Consider the following 18728-nt stretch of genomic DNA (forward strand, 5'->3'; position numbering starts at 1 on the left):
TCTCCGTGGTCCGGCCTCAGCCCTTGTCGCGGGTGACGGCCCAGGAGGCGGCGGCGACGGCCCCGGCCACGGAGAACACGGCGGGCCAGGCCCCGACCTTCTTCGCGAGCGGGTGCGACCCGGCGAACGCGGCGACATAGGCGGACGTCAGCCCCACGGACGCCTTCGCCCCGCCCACCCGCTGCCACTCCCGCGCGGCCACCCCACCGGCCACGGCGAGCACGACCCCACCGAGCGGCCGCTTCTTGGTCCACCGCGCGACGGCATACCCACCGACGAGGCCGGCGGCGGCGGTGAGGGGGGAGGGGATGCGGGGCATGGGGCCACCTCTTGTTCGGATCGACGTGTCTCCGTACGAGACTAACCAGGGCTTCGGCGGGAGGAAGCCGCGCCCCGAACCGATCACGGGGCACTGCCGCGGGCGGATGCCGGAGCCTGACGTGCACCCGCCCGCAGCCGCACGTCAGGACAGCAGATGTGCGAAGAAACCGATCCCGGGGTCTTCCGGTGTGCCCACGAGCAGCGCACGGTCGAGGAGGATGTTGTTGTGCTCGCAGCTCGTCTCCGGGAGCATCACGCAGGCGTGGCAGGCGGCGAGGTTGGTACCGCCGGTGCCGGACGCGTCGGACTCGACGCAGAGTGGGTCGGAGGAACACCATTCCGCACGGCGCACGGCGGCGCGGATCGTGCGGGCGAGGCTTTCCGGCTCGCCCTGGGCCACGAGGCCTCCGAGACTTCCCGCGGAGTCGCTCGTCGCCGTGTAGACGAGGATTCCCGCCATGTCGTCGTCGGCGTACAGACGCTCGCGCAGTGCGGCGGCGGGGTATCCGGCGTCGAGGCTCCATTCGTTGATGAGGACATGGGCCAGAGTGTGGAGCAGCACCATGCGGGGGGAGGCCGGGGACGGCGGTACCAGGGCCGGATCGGCGGCACGCTGCCCCATGAGCCTCTCGTGCGCGGTACGCATTTGTTCGGCACGTGCCGCCACGGCGGCCGAGCGTGACCATTCGTCGAGCCGTGTGTCGTCGAGGCGGAGGAAGACGCCCTCGCCGCGGACCTCCATGGCGGGCAGCCAGGGGAGTTCCGACGTGGAGAGCGCGGCTTCCCTGCCCTCGGTCGACACGTCGGGCTCGGCGAGGCGGGTGAACGCCTTGAGGGCACGGACCTCCCGGAGCTTCTTCACCAGCATGGGGTCGGTGATTCCCAGCGGACGCAACTCCGCCGTGTCTCCGAGCGGGGGCTCGCAGACGAACTGCTCGTCGCGGGAACGGGCGCGCTCGTCGTTGCCGGAGCGGAGGCGCTCGTACTCCTTGTGGCGCAGGGCGCGGTACCGGTGGTCGAAGCTCGGGGTCTCCCCTTCCTCGGGGTCCTCTTCGCGTTCGGCGTCCAAGAGGGCCATGACCTCGTCGACGGACACCGGGCATTCGCCGTCGAAGAGGAACTTCAGAGCCACCGCGATCTCGTCACGGCCATCCAATTTGCGAAGCTTCTCCCAGTGCTCGGCAAGTGGATCGGCGTGTCCGTCGCTCCACGGTGGGATGGAGAGCGCCGACTTCAGCACCGGCTGCCACACCGCGGAAGAACCGCGCTGGAGGGTACGAGGGGCGAAGTCGCAGGGCTGGGCGGGGACGGACGTGCCCAGCCACGGGCGGGTACCGCGGCAGCGGAGTCCGAGATCCTTCAGGGCCTTCTTGCGGAAGGAGCCCTCCATCGAGACCTCCGGCACCCCGCAGGAGCACGAGACGACGATGGAACGGAGGGACGAACTGCGTCCGGAGGAGCGCAGCTTGAGGGTTCCCCCGCACTGGCCCGCGGTGGTCGTTCCGGCGCCGGCCGCCCGGTGGACCCAGTGCCAGTAGGGAAACTCGTCGAGATGTCCCGCTTCGCAGGCGATCACGAAGCGGGAGGGGACCAGGTCGGCCTCGCAGGTGCCGCAGACGCTCTTGCCGGGAGGCGGGTTGAAGTCGCGGTGCCGACGCAGCTCGTCGCATTCGGGGCAGGAGTGCATGACGGGGAAGCGACGGACCCGGACCCCGTCCTTGCTGGCCTCGTCGGAGGCGGGAGGCAGCCGGAAGTACTGGACGCCCAGGAGGCGGGCGAGCCGGCGTTCGTGGATCCTGGGCGATTCATCGGGACTCCAGTGGGTGTCCGCCCCATCCAGACCGGAGACGACGAAGGACTCGTGGTCGACGGCGATCAGGGACCCGACACCGTACGTGGTGATCGCCTGGGAGCGGCGGACCGCACCTCGACGGGGCAGGTTGTGGGCAGGCGCACGACCGCCCGTTTCGGTGCGGCGGCGTCGCGCGGGGGGCGGGGTCATCGGGATGCCTCCATGAACAGGGCGGACTCGGCGTCGACGTCGCGCAGGCTCCACAGAGTGCCCCATGCTTCGTCGTTCTCGGACTCGTCGCCGTACGGCTTCAGGAGCGACGGCCTGCGGTCGCCCTTCTTCGGTTCGAAGAGGAGGCCGCCGTGGATGTCGGCCTCCTCGCACCACCAGTCGACGAATTCGTCGAAGGCGAGGGAGACGGCCTCAGTCTCCTCCCGGTCGACCTCGCTCACGCGCTCGAGCAGAATGTCCTTGATCTCCCCACGAAGCCGGGACTCGTAGGACTCGACCCGTCCGGCTGCTTCGTTGGCACGGGCCTCGGGAACCAGGATGCGCGTCAGGGCGACGATCACGGCGTGCAGACCGCGTTCGCGGGCGCGGGCGGAGAAGGGGGTGACGGACGTGGACTCCACCTCGCGGTACAGGGCCGAGTGGAAGTGCAGGAAGTTCTCGTAGTGCGAGCGGTCGCGGGAGCGGGTCGCGTTGAGCATGACGGCGACCAGGCCGGGGTGGGCACGGCCGACGCGGCTGGTGGCCTGGATGTACTCGGCGGTGGTCTGGGGCTGGCCCATCACGGCCATCAGCCCGAGTCGGTCCACGTCGACGCCGACCGCGATCATGTTGGTGGCGAGGAGGACGTCCACGGTGTCCTCGTCGGGAAGCTTCTTCTCGATGCGCTTGAGGCGGGTGGGAATCTCGCTGGCGTCGACCCGGCTCGTCAGCTCCGAGTAGTTGGCGGTGGACCGCACCTCCACCCCTTCCCGCTCGGCGAGCAGCTCCAGGTAGGCCACGACGTCGTCGTGCACCTGGAGTTCTGCGGCGGACAACAGCCGGAGACTGTTGAAGTAGCCCACGAGGCTCCAGTACGCGTCACGCACCTCGTCCTCGGTCCGGGCCTGCTTGGCACGGTGCATCAGGGTGGCGTAGGTGCGGATGAGGAGCGTGGACTGACTGGTGCCGGGAGCGAAGAGCCCGACGTAGCGCCTGCTCGCCTTCTCCTCCCGGGGTGTCTCCACCGCGAACCACGAGTCGCGGGAGTCCAGTCCGGCGGGCGGGAACTGGCGTACGTCGCGGTTGAACAGGTTCTTTCCCTGATGGGCGGCACGACGAATGGTGGCCGTGGAGGCGATCACCTTGGGACGGTCGGCGAGCGCGTCCACAGCGGTCTCGTAGAGGCCGGTGAGCGTTCCCAGCGGGCCCGAGATGAGGTGGAGCTCGTCCTGGACGACCAGCTCGGGGGGCGGTGTGGGATCGTTCGGATCGTTCAGATTGAAAAGGGCCGAGGTGGCCGGTCGCCACGGCATTGAGGCGAACTTGTCGACGGTGGCGATCACCAGGGTCGGGCGGGCGTCGTAGACGGCCTCGTCGATCAGATGGACCGGCAGACCGCCCGTGAAGTCGCATCCCTCGCCGGGGCAGCGGACGTGCATCCGCTTGTCGTCCCGGTCGACCTCGTAGTCGCGGGCGTCGAGACGTGTGCCGCACCAGGGACAGGCGTGCAGTTGCACGGGGTTCTTGGTGGCCAGGCGCCGGTCCGGGTCCTTGTGCAGTTCCGCGAGCTTCTCCTCGGCCTCCTGCAGGGTGTTGGGCGTGGCCGACCGGCCCACCCACATGCCGATGGAGAATTCCTCGGTGCCGAGTTCCGCGGGCAGGTCGCGTCGCATCAGTTCCATGGCACAGAGCAGGATCGCGGCGCGTTCGAACTGCTGGAGCGTGAGGAGACGCAGCGTGTAGCGCATGAGCACGGTGACACCGCCGCCCTCGGCGCCGCGCCGGATGCGGCGCAGGAACGCGGTGAACGCGATGAGACCGAGGTAGGCCTCGGTCTTGCCACCACCGGTCGGGAACCAGAGCAGGTCCACGACGTTGCGGTCGTCGTGCCGGCGGTGGTCGATACCGGCCAGGCAGAGCAGCAGGAACGCGATCTGGAAGGGACGCCAGCGGCCGGCCTTCGGATCCGGAGTGCCGACCCGTCCGTCCTTGACCCAGGCACTGCGGGCACGCTGATCGGCCATGGCCCGGTTGGCGAGTCGGAACGCCCGCATCAGGTCGGGCTTGTCACCGAGGAGTCCGATACCCTCGCGGATCCTTCCGAGGGCTTCGCGACAGGCTTCGACCTGCTCGCGTGCCGGCTTCTCGTGCACCGTGCCGATCAGGGCTGTGGCTTCCGCGTCCTTCCGGTCGATCCAGTGCGCGTAGCCCGCTACCAGCGCTCCCAGAGCGTCCAGGATCTCGGTGTCCGAGCCCTCGGCGAGACCCAGCATGGACAGGGCGGAGCTGTCGATCTCCGGATTGGAGTCGGTGAGCAGCACCTCCACGGTGGGCACGAACTCGCTGCGCACCTCGGTCACCGCGGCCGATACGGATTCGGTCATGCCGATCGGCGGCGGCGTCCAGTCCCATTCCGCGGCGCAGCCGTGGCCGACGGCGAAGGTCGGGGCATGGCGATGGAGCAGTCGACCGACAGCGACTTCGGGGTCGTGGGCGGCGGTCGGAGCGGTGCGCTCGACGAAGGCGCTGGAGCCGTCGGCCGCGCGAACGACGAGTCCGCACTGGAAGAGGGAGGCGGCGTCCTGGAGGTCGTGCTCGCCGACCCGCCGGGCGTTGACGAGGGTGACGGTGACGGTGACGGTGCCGGTCACCGGGTCCGGGCGTCGGACGTTGACGCGCAGTTCCACGTCGTGGCCGAGTTTTTCGACCTTGTTGGGGACGGGCACGGTCGCGTCGACCGAGATCTCCCGCAGTTCGAGCACCTTGCGCCGCCACCGTTCCTGCTGGTCGGAGGTGGTGCGGGCCTCGGCCCGACGGGCCGGGACGGGGTTGCCGTCCGTGTCGGTCGCTTCGTAGACGGCGGCTCGGGCCCGGACCACGAGCGTGTCGCCCACGGCCGGGTCCACCGCGAAGGTGAGCCCCATCGACGAGGGGCGACGGGAGCCCGCGCCGGTCTCGTCCGTCGTGGTCGATTCCTCGGCGCTGTCGTGGGAGCCCACGGCCGTCCGGTCCAAGCCGTCCTGTTCCTGCTCGTCCTCGCTCCTGCGCTCCTGCGCGGCCGCGTTCGCGGGCCTCGGATAGAGGATGCCCGCGAGATAGCGGTCGATCGGAGCGTCCTGGGTGAGGACTTCGTCCCGGTCGTCCGGTGCGGCGTCGGCAGAGGGGCCGAGGAGCTCGCGGCGCAGCCCCACCAGGATCTCCTCGTCCCTGACCCGGTAGTGCTCGGAATGCCGGCCTTCCACGTGTGTCATGCGCTCGTCTCCTCGTTGTCCTCGGCCCGTCGGTACCGTCCGATGCCGGTGATCCGGGGCGCGATCCACACGCCCCGCTCCCCGAGGCCGGCGTTGGCGCCGGCGGCGGTGCTGCCCGTCACGGTCTCCAGGGTGTCGATCCGCAGGCCGCGGATCTCGTCGGGCCACCAGGGGTCCCAGGTCCGGTTCACCTTCTGCACCTGGAACAGCTCCTCACGGAAGCGTTCCGAGGTCTCGCCGATCTCCCGCCCGTCGTGGACGAGGGCGTACGGCGGGCTCTGGTGCTCTCCCAACGGCACGTCGTGGCGCTTGCGGAGCACCACCTCGTGTCCCGGAGCGACCCGTTCCAGGAGGTATGCCTGGGTCGTCACGGCGTCGCTCTCGTGGCCGGGCGGGCGGTCCCGTCCGATGTCGCCCGCCTCGGCGACGATTCCGTACCTGTCGTACGACCGCCATCCCCCCACATACCTGCGGCCGTTCTTCCTGCCGCCGGCCCGCCGCAGCAGCGGCAGCTCGGGGCAGTGCACGTGGTAGAGGTCCTGGCGGGCGCGGGTCATCGCCACGTAGAGTGCCCGGGCCTCGGCGGGAAGGTCCAACTCGTCCTTCTTGTGCTGCCTGCGGAGTTCGGAGGCGCTCGGCGGCACCAGGACGATCACTCGATCGAACTCGAGTCCCTTGGAGCGGTGCACGGTCGAGACGACGAGCCGGGAGGTCTCCGGGTCGGCCGCCTCGTCGGGGAACCTGCCCTCGGCGATCGAGCGGCGCAGCCGCTCCAGATCCAGTACGTTGCGCCCGGCCCCGCGTGCGGCACGGCGCAGCACCGTCCACAGGGCGGTCGCGTTCGGCTCGTACGGCAGGGGGATCTCCGCGAGCAGCGCGTGGAACCGTTCCTTGGTGAGACCGCTCGCCCCGGTACGGCGCAGCAGTTCCGCCACCCAGTACGGGACCGGTCGTTCTTCGAGAGGGCGCCGCAGTCGGTGCGCGATCCCGTGCTCGTGGAGGAGGTCGGAGACCACCAGGGCCTGTCGATTGTCGCGGGTGAGGATCGCGCAGGTGTCGGAGAGGTCTCGCAAGCCGTCCAGGACGAGTGGATCGGTGAGGTCGCCCAAGCCGTTCACGGGCTCCAGGAGCAGGTCGCGCAGCTCCTCGTACAGCGTCGCCGCCCGGTCCGCGTCGTCGATCTGCTGCAGCTCGGCACCGTAGGACAGCGCAACCCGGGCTTCGGGAGTGGCGGCCCGGAAGTTCCGCGTGAGGTGCAGTTCCACCAGGTCGTCGGCGTACGAGGAGCGCAGCCAGTCGAAGAACCGACCGGTCTCGTCGGAGCGTTCGGCCAGGTCCTCGATCTGGAAGCCGTAGACGGTCTGGGCGGCGTCGCCGACGACGGTGAAGCCGCAGCTGTCTTGATAACGGTCGAGAAGCGTCTCCACCAGTTCGCGACGGGCGCCCAGCAGATCCTGCACCTCGTCGATCACGACGTGGGCGGGCGGAACGGCGTCGCCCGTCTCCAGCGCCCCCTTCTCGATCGCATGTGCCGCGGCCGTGATTCGTTCGTCGAAGCCGGTCGCGCCCCAGTCCCCGTCCGGGTACGCCTGAAGGAGCACCCCGTACGCCCACGCGTCGAAGGTCTGCGCCCGGACACGGCGGGCCCGCTCGCCGTGTCGGGCGATCCGTTCGCGCAGCTCGCGCGCCGCGGCCCGGGAGAAGGTGAGCACCAGGATCTCGGCGGCCTCCAGGGCCGCCTCCGGGTCCTCGTGTCCGCACAGGGCGTCGAGCCGGCGCACCAGGGTGTGCGTCTTGCCCGCTCCGGCGCCCGCGGTGACCAGGACCCGGGCGTCCCAGGGCTGTTCGACCACGGCCCGCTGCTCGTCGGTGAGCGGGGGACTGTCGAGGTAGGGGTCGGTCACTTGGGGCTCCAGAGGTGCTCGAACTGGGTGAACGCGAGCCTGGTGTCGAAATTCGCGATGTTGTCGCTGACGTTGAGGATCAGGCAGGTGTCCTTGCCGCCGTTCCTCGGGCCGCGCAGTCCGCGGCCGATCATCTGCTGGTAGACGTTGGTGCTGTAGACCGGGCGGGCCACCACCACGACACGGGTGGCGGGCGCGTCGAACCCCTGGGTCAAAACACCGTAGTTGGTGAGGACCCGGATACGGCCCGACCGGAAGTCCTCGATGCGCCGACGCCGGTCCTGCGTGCTCGTCGTCGAGTCCACGGCCGCGGAGGAGACACCCCGGTCGTTCAGCATGGCCGCCAGGTACTTGGCGTGATCGACGGAGGTGGCGAAGAGCAGGGTCGGCCAGTCCGCGGGAAGGGCCGCCACCTCGTCGACGATGCGGCGACTGCGCGCGTGGTCGTCGGCGAGCCGCTGCTCGGCCGCACGCGCGAGCGTCGCCATCCGGTCGGCCTGCGCCTTCTCCTCGCGGGTCAGCTCGATCCGGCCTCCTTCCAGGGTGCGGTGCTCGACCTGGGCGAGCATCCCCCACTCCTGGAGGTCCCGATAGGGATCGCCGGACGGGAAGACGCCTTCGTCGAGCCGCTTGTTGCCGAAGCGGTTGGCCAGTCGGCGGGTCTCCTCCTCGTTGGTGTTCCGGAACGGGGTGGCCGTCAGGCCCAGCAGGTGCCGTTCGGTCTCGAACTGGGTCAGACCCAGATGTCCCAGGATCCCCGTGTAGCGCTTGGAGACGGCGGTGTGCGCCTCGTCCACGATCACCAGGGAGGCGCGGCGGAGCCAGTCGTACGCCTCGGTGTCCAGGCAGCGCTCCAGCTTGGCGTCCGTGGCGACGACGAGGTGCGGGTGGTCGACGACGTCCCCCACCTCGTTGGTGCTCCAGAGCCTGCTGATCGTGAGGGGGCGTTCCGCACCCACCTTGCTCCAGACGAACTTCCAGCTCTGCACGGCCTGCTCGCACAGCTCCTCGGTCTGCGCGATCCACAGCAGCGGACCCCGCAGGTCACCCACCTGCTTCACCCAGCGGATCACGGCCTCCGCGGTGACCCGGGTCTTTCCGGCGCCGGTGGGCAGCGACAGCATGGCCCGCTGCGGGGCCAGCCGGTCGAGGAGGACGCTGATGTTCCGGACCAGGTCCTCCTGGTAGTCGTGGAGACGGGGGAAGTCCCGGGGGCCGTCCACCGTCTCGAAGGCGGGCGGCGACGGGGTCCGGGAGCCGGCGAACGACACCGGGAGCTTCAGGTCGGAGACGAATGTGATGGCTGCCGACGAGCCTCCGTAGCCGACCGGAGCGTTCGGGAACCGGGCCTGGATGTCCCGGGCGTGCTGCTGGAGCACTCCGTCGCCGTGTGCGTTGAATGCCATCTGGGCGATCCGGTGACCGGTCGGTTCCGTGCCGTCGGTCTCCTGCAGTTCGGCGTCCATCAGGCCCTCGGGCAGCCCGGACCGCAGGGCGTCGGCCCCGATCAGCAGCTCGATCTTCGTGACCACGTCCTGCGCATCGCGTACGGCCTTGATCGCGGCCTTCTTCTCGCTGTCCCGGGCCATGCGCTCCTGGTGCTCCATGACGGCCCTGCAACCGGCCGTGCCGAGCCCGAGCTCCAGTTCGCGGTCGATCAGGCGCAGCATCGGCTCCGGGTCGAGCGGGACGCGGACCTTCACCGTGCCGCCCTGGCGGACCGCGTCCAACTGACGTGGCTTCGTTCCGTTGGGGGTGCGGATCACCTCCTCCAGCTCGGCGCACCGCTGCACCAGGCTGTTCCGGTTGGTGCTGTTCAACCGCTGGCGCAGTCCGGGGTACAGCTCGACGAGGGGCACCGGGTCGCCGTCCGGGACCTCGCGGGTCTCCCGGCTGATGACGTCGGCGTAGCGGAGCATCCCCCACTTCTCGACCATCAGCTCGGCGTCCTCGGGCCTCGTCACGAGCAGCGCGGGGAGCTGTTCGGCACGCAGTGCCCGATACTCGGCGGCGCCGACCGCGACGGTGATCTCGTCGTCGGGGCGGGCGCCCCAGACGTCGCCGATCCGGCATCGGGTCAGCGTGTCCTCGGGGAACTCCGCGCCGAACCGGGTCAGCATCACGTAGGTGGCGCCGACGAAGGAGTCGTCCTCGCTGCGGGACACCTCGACGAGGAGGTTCTGCCAACGGTCGGCCGGGACCTCGTCGACCGTGGTCGGCAGACGGAGCTTGCGGGCTTTCTCCGGAGAAATGTCGGCCACCGGCAGCACGTCGCGGTAGGCGGCCAACTGGGGACCGACCGCTTCTCGCAGGGGCTTGAGCCCCTGGGAGGTGGAGACGGTTCCGTACTTCCTGAGCAGCCAACGGATGGGCGAGGCGACCGCCTGGCGCGTGCTCGTCTGCGCACCGATCTGTCGGGTCCAGTTGTCCACCACGGCGTCGTCGGGCAGCACCTTCAGGAAAGCGGCACGGGACTCCTCCGACAGCGCGCGGAACAGGTGCAGGGGGCCGCCGACGGCGGAACCCTCCACCTTCATCCGGGCGAGCGAGGGACGAGGGGCCCGGTCGTCCAAGGTGCGCAGGTAGGACGAGTGGACCGCCTCCCGGTACTCCTCGAACCATGCCTCGCCCTCGGGCCGCACCGCCGCCGAAGGGCGCTCCCGCAGCCCGATCTCGGGAAAGAAGGAGAGGTCGTCCGAGTGGAACTCCTTGTCGACGGCGATGCTCGGATCGCGCTGCGGATCGACGACCGGGCCGGGCAACATGCAGTCGCGCACCGGCCGGAACCTCCCGTCCGCGGTCCGCACGCGCAGCGTGTCGCGCGGGTTCGGGACGCGCTCCAGCAACTTGTGGGTCAGGCTGCGTCCTCCGGCCTGCCGGAACAGTTCCCAGAAGCGCTTCCACTCGGTGTCCCCGTACCCGTCGAAGCCCTGGTCGAGGACGCTGATGAACCGTCCCTCGGCGTCCGCCTCCCGAATGCCGAGGACACCGAGGGCATGGGCGAGCGAGGGGTCGCGGGCGATCTCGTCGACCACGTACACCAGGGACTCGCGCAGCCCGCCCTCTTCGGCGCGGCGGAAGACCCGTCCGTGCACGGGAGCGACGAAGCCGTGTTCCTCGGTGAGCACGATCCGTGCCTTTCGGGCTTCTTCGGCATGGAGAGAGCCGGTCTCGACCATGTCCGCGAGGATGCGGATCGCCACCGTCGAGGCCTCGACGGTGCCGCATTCGACGAGAGCTTCCAGCCACTCCCGGACACCGGCCCGCTCGTGTCCGGCCGCGGCAAGGACGTGCTCCACCTTTCCGGCCCGCAGGGGATCGGCCTCGGCACTGGGGTGCAGCCAGCCCACCGGGCGACCGGGGCACTCGTGCCACATCCGCAGCCAGCCCGCCGGGCCCTTCGGGTCCTTGTCGAGGCGCGGGTGGAGACGCAGCGTGGTCGGTACGCGAAGGGTTCCGTCCTGGTCGGGCAGCGAGGGCCGCACGGCGGTCCGTGCCCAGATCTCCTGGGTCAGGAACTCGTCCGCCCAGCTGATCGACTCCTTCACACGACCGGGCAGCAGGGGGAGGTAGGCGGCGGGGTCCTCGGCCGGGGCCAGCCGGGCGAGCGAATCCACGACCAGGGACGCCGAGACCTTGATCATCTCCTCGTTGAACGCCGACGAGTCGAGCAGGTTCTGCCGGTCCTCGTTGGTCTTCCAGGCCCCGTTGAGGATGCCGCTCAGGGACATCTCGTACTTCGTGGGGAAGAAGGACCAGAAGCGGCCCCGGCCGCGCGACTTCGGAGAGACGTACAGTCCGCTCGTCCGGTCCTCCTCCAGTGCCGGCACGGCCCAGGCGAGGTCGAGGGCGAGGCGGTCGTGCAGTTCACCGGCGTCGGCGCGGGCGGCCGGCCCCGGTTCGTGGGTGACGGTGAAGACCCGCCACCGGCTGGTGGCGGTGGGCTTCCCCGTCCGCTCCTCGATCATCGTGTGCAGATCGCCCTGCTGCTCGGTGGTCAGTACGCGACGGGCGACGGGGCGGGGCCGACGGTCCTCCAGGACGACCTTCGCCACGTGGGGGGAGAGGAGCTGGAAGCCGAGAGGGAACTCCTCGCGGGAGGAACCGGCACGCGTCCGGCCGCCGTGCATGTCCTGGGCCAGCCGGTCGGCGGCGCCGGGAAGCAGCGGCAGACGCACCACGGTGGTGGCCCAGCCGAGCAGCTCGTCGAGAACGGGATCCTGCGCACGTTCGGCGGCCATGTCGAGGGGTCGTGCCATGCGCAGCACCGGGGCCTCGAAATTTCCGCCCAGGTGCTCCTGGACGCCGGGCACCGAGCGAATGCATTCGTACGACCATTCGCGGTCGAAACCGAAGGAACCGGTGCTGCTGAAGAACTGAGGTGCGTCGGTGACCACCAGAACGGATTTGACTCCCACGCCGAAACGGCCGATCTGGCCTCCCCGCTTGCGCGACATACTCATGCGGAGAATGGTCTCCGCCCCCTCGGGAGAGACGGGAGAGCCCTCGTTCGCGCAGTAGAGATGCGTGGTGGTGAGGACGACGTGAACGGTTCCTCCGGACGTGCCGGCGATTTCGTCCGCCGCGTTCTGTACGAGCTCGAAGAGCTGGCGGTCTCCGTATCCGCCCTGGGTGATGCGTCGTTCGCTGTTGGCGTGCTCCGGAATGAGTCCGGGGTCGACTTCGTAGGTCTGCAGAACGCGGGCCGACTGTTCGAGGACGGTTCGGACCACCTGGGACGAGGACGAGGCGGATGACACTTTTCTGCGACTCCTGTTGATCGGAGGACGGTCGGTGAAGGACCGCGACGGGCCGGCCTTGGGCAAGGAATCCGGATTGGGCAGGGCCTTGCACAAGGCCGGCCCGTCGCGGGTCGTGCTGTTGCCGCGCGCAGAGGCGTCAGCAGCCGTCGTTGCTCACGGTCCCGTGAGGAGGGAAGTCCAGTCCGTAGTGCTCGCGCAGTGCCTTGAGCGTCGTCCCGAATTCGTTCAGAATCTCCTTCGTCGAACCCTCGTCGGGTGCCGTCTTCAGCCTAGTTTCCAGGGTACTGAGGTCCCGCATACACAAATCGAGGTCCTCGCACGACCCCGCCTCCCCCGAATTTTCTTCCATGGTCAGGTTTGCCCGCTTTCCTGATTGGTGGCCCTTACGCCGGAATTTCGGTGAAAGGGGGTCTGGACGCATGTCTCGGAACCCCATCGATTGCTTCGATGAGGGTGCTCCGATTCCGGTGCGCTTTTCCTGTCCGAACCGTAGGGGAAGTTCCCCTGCTGCGCCACCCTCTTGCGGGATCCTTTTTGAGTCCCCGTGAGCGTGTTTCCGACCGAGATGGGGGTGAGGGTACACCTGTCCCAAGGCCGTCTCGGTGGGTGATCCGAGCGGGACGTATTTCTCGACGATGCTGACGTTAGAGCAAACTCGGCGTCGGCGCCACCCCCTTCGCGGAAAACGCAAAAAAGGCGGTTCTCGGCCACCCCTGCATCCCTAATTTCGAACGTTCGTGCGATCGCAGATGTGCCCGCAAGGGCATCAAGTCGGACATTCGGAACTTAAGGGATCGAGTGACTGTACTGACGTCCTGGGTGGGTGTGGTCAAGTTTCGGTTGACAGTGATCTCTGCGTCAAATTAGCCTGCTCGTGGCCCAAGAAACACGACGAGGAGTGGGGTGGTCCTGTGGAGATGGGTGAGGAGTTCGGGCCCTGGTTGGCCCGTCAGCTCAAGCTCGCGGGCAAGACGCAGGCGGAACTGGCGGACGAGCTGGGGCTGACCCGCGCCGCGGTCTCGGCCTGGATCACCAAGCGGTCCGTCCCGCGGCCGACCGTGATGGAGGAGATCGCCAAGGCGCTCGGCACGGACGTCGGCACGGTGCACACGCGCACCACCGACACGCAGGCGGGTCTTCCCGTCACCTGGTACCACCGGCCCGGCTATCCCGACGGCGGCCGTGACGGCGGAAACGCCGCCGCCTTCGCGTTCGACGCCGACGTCCAGGTGCTCGCCCGGGAGACCTGTCAGAACAGTCTCGACGAGCGGCTCACGGAGAACGGCCGCCCGGTCCGGGTGCGCTACACCATCCACGAGCTGACCGGCGAGGCGCTGGACGCCTTCCGCAGGGCCGTCCTCTGGGACGACCTCCACCCCCACTACACCGCGGTCTCGGAGTCGGCCTCCCACCAGAAGGTCGGTCGGGTCGTGGACGCGGGGGTCCGCGACATGTTCGAGAAGGGCCGGCTGGTCCTCCTCCGGATCGACGACTACAACGCCTCCGGCCTCACCGGCGACGACTACGGCGACGGCAAGTTCGCGGCCGTCGTCCGCCGCCAGCTGGAGAGCCTCAAATCGGGACGCGGGGCGGGCGGTTCGTTCGGCCTCGGCAAGGCGACGCTCTGGGCGACCAGCGCACTCGGCATGGTCCTGATCAACTCCACGCTCTCCGTCCCCCACGAAGGGCGTACCGAACGCCGCCTCATCGGACGGCTGGAACTGCCGTGGCGCTCCGTCAACGGCGAAACGTACGCGGGACCCGCCTGGCTGGGACGCCCCGATCCGGACAGCCCGGGTGCCCGGGTGGCCCGTTCCTGGTGGTCGGACGAGGAGACGGTCGAACGCCTCCACCTGACCCGCGACAGCGACGAGCCGGGCACCTCCTTCCTCATCGTCGGTGCCCACGACCTGGCGAGCCTCGACCAGAGCGCTCCCGCCCCCGATGTCGACGACGAGGACGGGGGCGACATCGACGACGGGACCCGTGACATCAAGGCCATGCACCGGCGGTTGGTCGAAGCGCTGGAGCGGGACTTCTGGGCGGCGATGACCGGGGGCGGAAGCAGGCTCCCGCTCCTGGAGACCTCGGTCCGTACGCTGCGCAACGGACAGGTGGTCCTGGAGGAGGAGAAGGTCGACCCCACCCGGACCCAGCCCTCCCGGACCAGGGCCCTGCGCTCCTTCTACGAGGGAACGACCGTGGACCGGCTCACCGAGGCCGGCCAGGTCGCTCTTCGGCATGTTCCGCTCAAGCTTCCGCGCACCGGAGGGCGCTCCGGCGCGCTCGGCACGCACCCCGCTGTCCTCCTTGTCACGGAGGCCGAGGACAAGGACGGTGCCCCGAACCAGGTCCACTCGCTGCGCGGCAATCGGATGACCATCAAGAAGTCCGGTGTCGCCGGCCTTCCCCTGGGGGTCAATTCCTTCCAGGCCGTTCTCTTGGCGGGGCACGCGGCGGGGGAGACGGCTCCCTTCGCAGAGGAGGCCGAGGAGTTCCTGCGGGCGGCCGAGCCGCCCGAGCACGACCGCTGGGGCCAGACGGAGGAACTCACCCTGCGCTGGTCGCACACCGCGCACCACCGCATCGCCCGTCTGACCACCGAGGTCAACTCGGCCGTGAAGGAACTGGTCGCCAAGCCGAAGCAGTCCGGCGGCGAAGGAGGCGCGAAGCTGCGGAAGGCGCTCACCGTCCCCCGCAAGACCGCGCCCAGGCGCACCGCCGGAGCGGCCCTGCCGGAGCTGGACGGGCTGGACGCCTCGATCGGTGAAGCGGGGGAATGGCGGATCACCGCGGAGGTGAAGCTGCCCCGTGCGGACGAACTGCCGGCCATGACTCCGGTGGTCCTGCTCGACGTGAGGTCGGGCGGCCGTCCCCGACTCGACTGGGCGGAACTCGCCGCCGTGGAGGGCTGCGAGGTGGAGGACGGTGTGCTCCGCTTCTCGCCCGGTGCCCGCCGGGCCGTCTTCAGCGGCTTCACCGACGTCACCAGTCATCCGGTTCGTACCGCGCTCACCCGGCTCGTTCTCGAACTGCGCACCGGAAAGGGGGAATGAGCCATGAAGTTCTACCCGTACAAGCGGCTCAACCGCCCGATCACCCTTCGGGTGACCTCGGCCTCGCTCAGACTGCCCGACGGCACCCGCGACCACCTGGACACGTCGGCGTACTCCACCCAGCAGCGGACCGTCGCCCTCGGTGTGGCGCAGCACGAGGACTGGGTGTCGGCCAGGATCGGTCTCTCCGCCACTCTGCCTCCCGGCGCCGACGCCCCCGACGCCCCGTGGAGCGAGCTGCGGGTCCTGGCGGTGCTCACCGACGGCGAGACCAATGTGCGGACCGCCGTCGACCTCAAGCGGGACGCTCCGGAGGGCAAGGAGTGGTCCGGGACCGTCGAGGTGTTCCGCGACGACCACGTCGGCCGCGCCACGCTCACCGTCCAGGCGGCCGCCACGATCGACGGAGTACCGGGCCGGTCGTTGGCGGAGACGGACGACGACTGGACCGTGGACGTGGTCGCGGAGGAGCCGCTCGGCGGCCTGAGCCTCGACGTGAAGCAGGTGAGTTTTTCGAAGAGCTCGCGGGAGTGGTTGCACGCGTACGCGGACGCTCCCTGGATCGTGGATGCCTCCGGCCGGTTGCCGGCGGTTCTGGTCAACTCCGACATCGAGGGCTTCTCCGATCTTCTCGGAGCGGAGAGCGGAGGCCTCGAGAGCAAGGTCCACGAGATGCTCGTCTCCCAGATGGCCACCGATGTGTGGACCGCGGTCTTCCACAGTTCCGTGGGTGATCTGGAGGTGGAGCCCGACGGCACCCCCGTCTTTCCGACCGACTGGCAGGGCGAGGTGCTCCGCGAGATGCTCCCCGACGTGATTCCGGGCGTCCGCCCGGAGGAGGCGCTTCGTCGGGTCCACCGTCGGCGCACCGGCGAGGCGGGATGGGTGGAACTCCAGACCCGCATCCATTACGCGGCCGTGCGGCGTGCCGGTGCGAGCAAGGCGCTCACCAACGCCCTGCGCGGACTTCAGCAGCTGAACCGAGGGGACAAGGCATGACGATCGAGAAACCGCACCACGTCCCCCAGCGGCTCGGCCTGCTGTCCGCGGCGGCGGCCGACCCCTTCCTGACGGAGGACCTGCTCGCCGGGGTCCGGGGGCACGAGGGAGTGGACCTCGCCAAGGTCGTCGAACCGCTGGCGGAGGACGACGCCCGTTGGGAGGTCGAACCGCTCAGGGAACTGGTGGAGGACGCGATGCACGGGTTCGGCGACAGTCGAACCCGTGCCGACGGCTGGCTGGCGCCCCGGCTGCACGCGACGCTCCGCCTCACCCGACGGGAGGCGGCGGACCGCAGAGTGTGGACCCACCTCGCACTGGCCGTCGCCCCGGACTACGTGGCGTGGCGGCACGGCTCCCCGACCACGTCGAAGATCAACTCGGAGCGGTTCAAGGGCGCGCCCGACCGTCAGTGCTTCTCGCGGCTGTGGTGGGCGGCGGAGATGTTCCGCAACGGAGGCGACTACTCCCCGGTCGAGGCGGCCTGCGGCAACCAGGATCTGATCCACTCGGCGCTGCGGCGCGACCTCGTCGACCATCGACCCACTGCCCAGGCCCTGGTGGGCGTCCTGGGGCGGGGGATCGCCACCGGTCGTGAGATCGAAGGCCTCATGACGGCGATCAGTGCCGCCGGCGCGACTCTCGTCTACGACGCCTTGGCCGAGGACGAGCCGCGTGACCCCGAGGTGCTGCGCCAGTGGATCGCGGAGGCCGGGACGGCACGCGCGGTACCGCGGCACACCCTGCCCAGGGGGCCCGAGGAGGAGCCCGTCCCGGAGGGGACGGTGCGGAAGCTCACCGACTACTTCGTCGAACTCTTCGAGACGGCGCCGGTACGGGGCCGGGCACCCAAGGACTGAAGGGGCGGAAGGGTCACCCGCCGGCGAGCGGGTGGCCCTTGAGGCCGCGGTGCCTCAGGGGTTCCACCGTTTCCTTGGGCTCCCAGGCCTCCAGTTCCTCGATTCCCCGTTCCAGCCTGGCCTCGGCCTCCTTCTCGTCCAGCTCGGGTTCCAGTACGTGCAGCAGCACGTGCAGGGCGAGCCGGGGAGGGACCGCGTTGCCGATCTGCTGCGAGATGTCGTTGCCGCTCCAGGGGTACGTCGCGGGAAACGTCTGGAGCACCCCCGCCTCGGCACTGTTGAAACGTCCGAGGCCGTCCTCGAGGTCCTTGTCGGTTTCCTTGTGGACCACACGGTTGCGCGACACCTTCCCCGTGATCGTGGCGGAGGGATCGTCGTGGTCACGTCGGCCACGTGCCTCCGGCACGCCTCCGGTTCCGTAGTTGGAGACGACGCTGAAGGGAGGGCGACGGCGCACCTTGACCGAGTGCTTCTCCGCGCGCTCGAGGGCGGCCTCCATGGAGATCCAGTGCTCCGGCTTCTCCGAGAACAGGGTGTCCGACCGATTCGCCTTCGGCAGGCGGGTGAACGTCCCCCTCCGGTGGTAGAGCTCGTGCGTCTCGGGCACCTGCCGGAGGAGTCCGGGTCCGGGGCCCTCCGGCAGGTCGGACCGATCGAAGCGGGCCATCAGCACAGCACGCCGTCGGGTTTGGGGAACACCGAAAGCCTCTGTGTGCATGAGTTGCGTCGCGGTTCGGTAGCCGAGGGAGGACAGAACCTCGACGTACCGCTTCCACACCGGCATCACCGCCGGCACCTGTTCCAGGACGACGGCCTCGTACGGCTCCGATCCGGGTCGCCTGCTTCGCTCGATCACCCACCACAGCGGCTGCAGGACGAGCCCCGTCCGCTCGTCGCCCAGTTCCTCCAGCCGGTCCTTCAGCTCGGCAAGCTTGTCGTCCAGACCGACGAAGACCTTGAGCAGGTCCTGGAGCTCGTCGTCCACGAGCACGACGGTCCGCGGTTTCTTGAGCCCCTTCAGGAACTCCCTGATCTCCTTCGCCGGGGCCCCCTGTCGCTCCAGGCGGCCCTTCATGGCCTTGCGCGCCTCGGTCCTGCGCTGTTCCAGGCCGCGCTTCTCGTGCCTGATCGCTTCGGCCTCGAGTTCCTTGCGCCTCAGTTCCTCGTGGATGCCCCGCCAGGTCCGGAAGATCCGCAGCCAGGCCTGTGGATCGCCGGGCTGCCCCTCGGTCTCGCGCAGGACCCGGTGCAGCTCTTCGACGTAATCCAGCACCTGGTCCAGTGCCCTGCGGCCCGCGCCGTGCCCGGCGACGGTGAAGGTCTGGCAGGGGGGCCCGCCGGTCAGTACCCGGGCGCGTGGAAAGAAGGAGGCACGGTATGTGCGGACGTCCCCGTGGAAGGTGTCCATCCCTGCCGCGCCCCGAGTGGCGCACGCCCCCGCGTCCCATTCGATACCGGTCACCCGGTATCCCAGCGCGTCTGCCGCCACATCCAGTCCCCCCGGGCCCGCGAAGAGGTCCAGGATGTGGAAATCCGCAGGTGAGGAGTCTTCCGTATCGATGTGGCTCATGG

9 protein-coding genes are annotated in these 18728 nt (G+C 69.5%); 3 read left to right on the forward strand and 6 right to left on the reverse strand.

Annotated elements, in window-relative coordinates:
- Window positions 1-16: 16 nt before the first annotated feature.
- The 5 genes from ACIQVI_RS07795 to ACIQVI_RS07815 all read right to left on the reverse strand — a co-directional run bounded on the left by ACIQVI_RS07795 (window position 17) and on the right by ACIQVI_RS07815 (window position 12238).
- Window positions 17-319 carry a hypothetical protein gene (locus tag ACIQVI_RS07795; protein ID WP_351969428.1) on the reverse strand — a complete coding sequence of 101 codons (303 nt, stop codon included), beginning with the start codon at window positions 317-319 and terminating at the stop codon, window positions 17-19.
- 144 nt (window positions 320-463) lie between these two features.
- Window positions 464-2323 (reverse strand): DrmB family protein, encoded by a 1860-nt coding sequence (gene drmB / locus ACIQVI_RS07800; protein ID WP_403592531.1) that lies wholly within the window; start codon window positions 2321-2323, stop codon window positions 464-466.
- Entirely contained in the window at window positions 2320-5574 is a 3255-nt protein-coding gene (locus tag ACIQVI_RS07805) for a helicase-related protein (protein WP_403592534.1), read from the reverse strand. The genes drmB and ACIQVI_RS07805 overlap by 4 nt, the downstream gene beginning before the upstream one ends.
- Entirely contained in the window at window positions 5571-7478 is a 1908-nt protein-coding gene (locus ACIQVI_RS07810; protein WP_403592537.1) for a UvrD-helicase domain-containing protein, read from the reverse strand. Before ACIQVI_RS07810 ends, ACIQVI_RS07805 begins: the two co-directional genes overlap by 4 nt.
- A complete protein-coding gene (locus tag ACIQVI_RS07815) occupies window positions 7475-12238 on the reverse strand; it encodes a DEAD/DEAH box helicase (RefSeq protein WP_403592540.1) in 4764 nt (1587 codons plus the stop codon). The genes ACIQVI_RS07810 and ACIQVI_RS07815 overlap by 4 nt, the downstream gene beginning before the upstream one ends.
- A 920-nt stretch (window positions 12239-13158) precedes the next feature.
- Between ACIQVI_RS07815 and ACIQVI_RS07820 the strand changes: the two genes are divergently transcribed.
- The 3 genes from ACIQVI_RS07820 to ACIQVI_RS07830 are packed head-to-tail and all read left to right on the forward strand — an operon-like array spanning window position 13159 to window position 17156.
- The gene (locus tag ACIQVI_RS07820; protein ID WP_403592543.1) at window positions 13159-15297 is read left to right on the forward strand and encodes a helix-turn-helix transcriptional regulator; all 2139 of its coding nucleotides are present in this window, start codon (window positions 13159-13161) and stop codon (window positions 15295-15297) included.
- 3 nt (window positions 15298-15300) lie between these two features.
- The gene (locus tag ACIQVI_RS07825; RefSeq protein WP_403592546.1) at window positions 15301-16296 is read left to right on the forward strand and encodes a hypothetical protein; all 996 of its coding nucleotides are present in this window, start codon (window positions 15301-15303) and stop codon (window positions 16294-16296) included.
- Complete coding sequence (locus tag ACIQVI_RS07830; RefSeq protein ID WP_403592549.1) at window positions 16293-17156, forward strand: DUF6339 family protein; 864 nt, start codon at window positions 16293-16295, stop codon at window positions 17154-17156. Before ACIQVI_RS07825 ends, ACIQVI_RS07830 begins: the two co-directional genes overlap by 4 nt.
- Window positions 17157-17169: 13 nt before the next feature.
- Here the strand turns inward: ACIQVI_RS07830 and ACIQVI_RS07835 are convergent, their stop codons facing one another.
- Window positions 17170-18726, reverse strand: a complete 1557-nt coding sequence (locus tag ACIQVI_RS07835; RefSeq protein WP_403592552.1) for a DNA cytosine methyltransferase — start codon at window positions 18724-18726, stop codon at window positions 17170-17172.
- Window positions 18727-18728: the final 2 nt, after the last annotated feature.

It is taken from the genome of Streptomyces sp. NPDC098101, from assembly GCF_044760185.1.
In the GTDB taxonomy this organism is placed as follows: domain Bacteria; phylum Actinomycetota; class Actinomycetes; order Streptomycetales; family Streptomycetaceae; genus Streptomyces.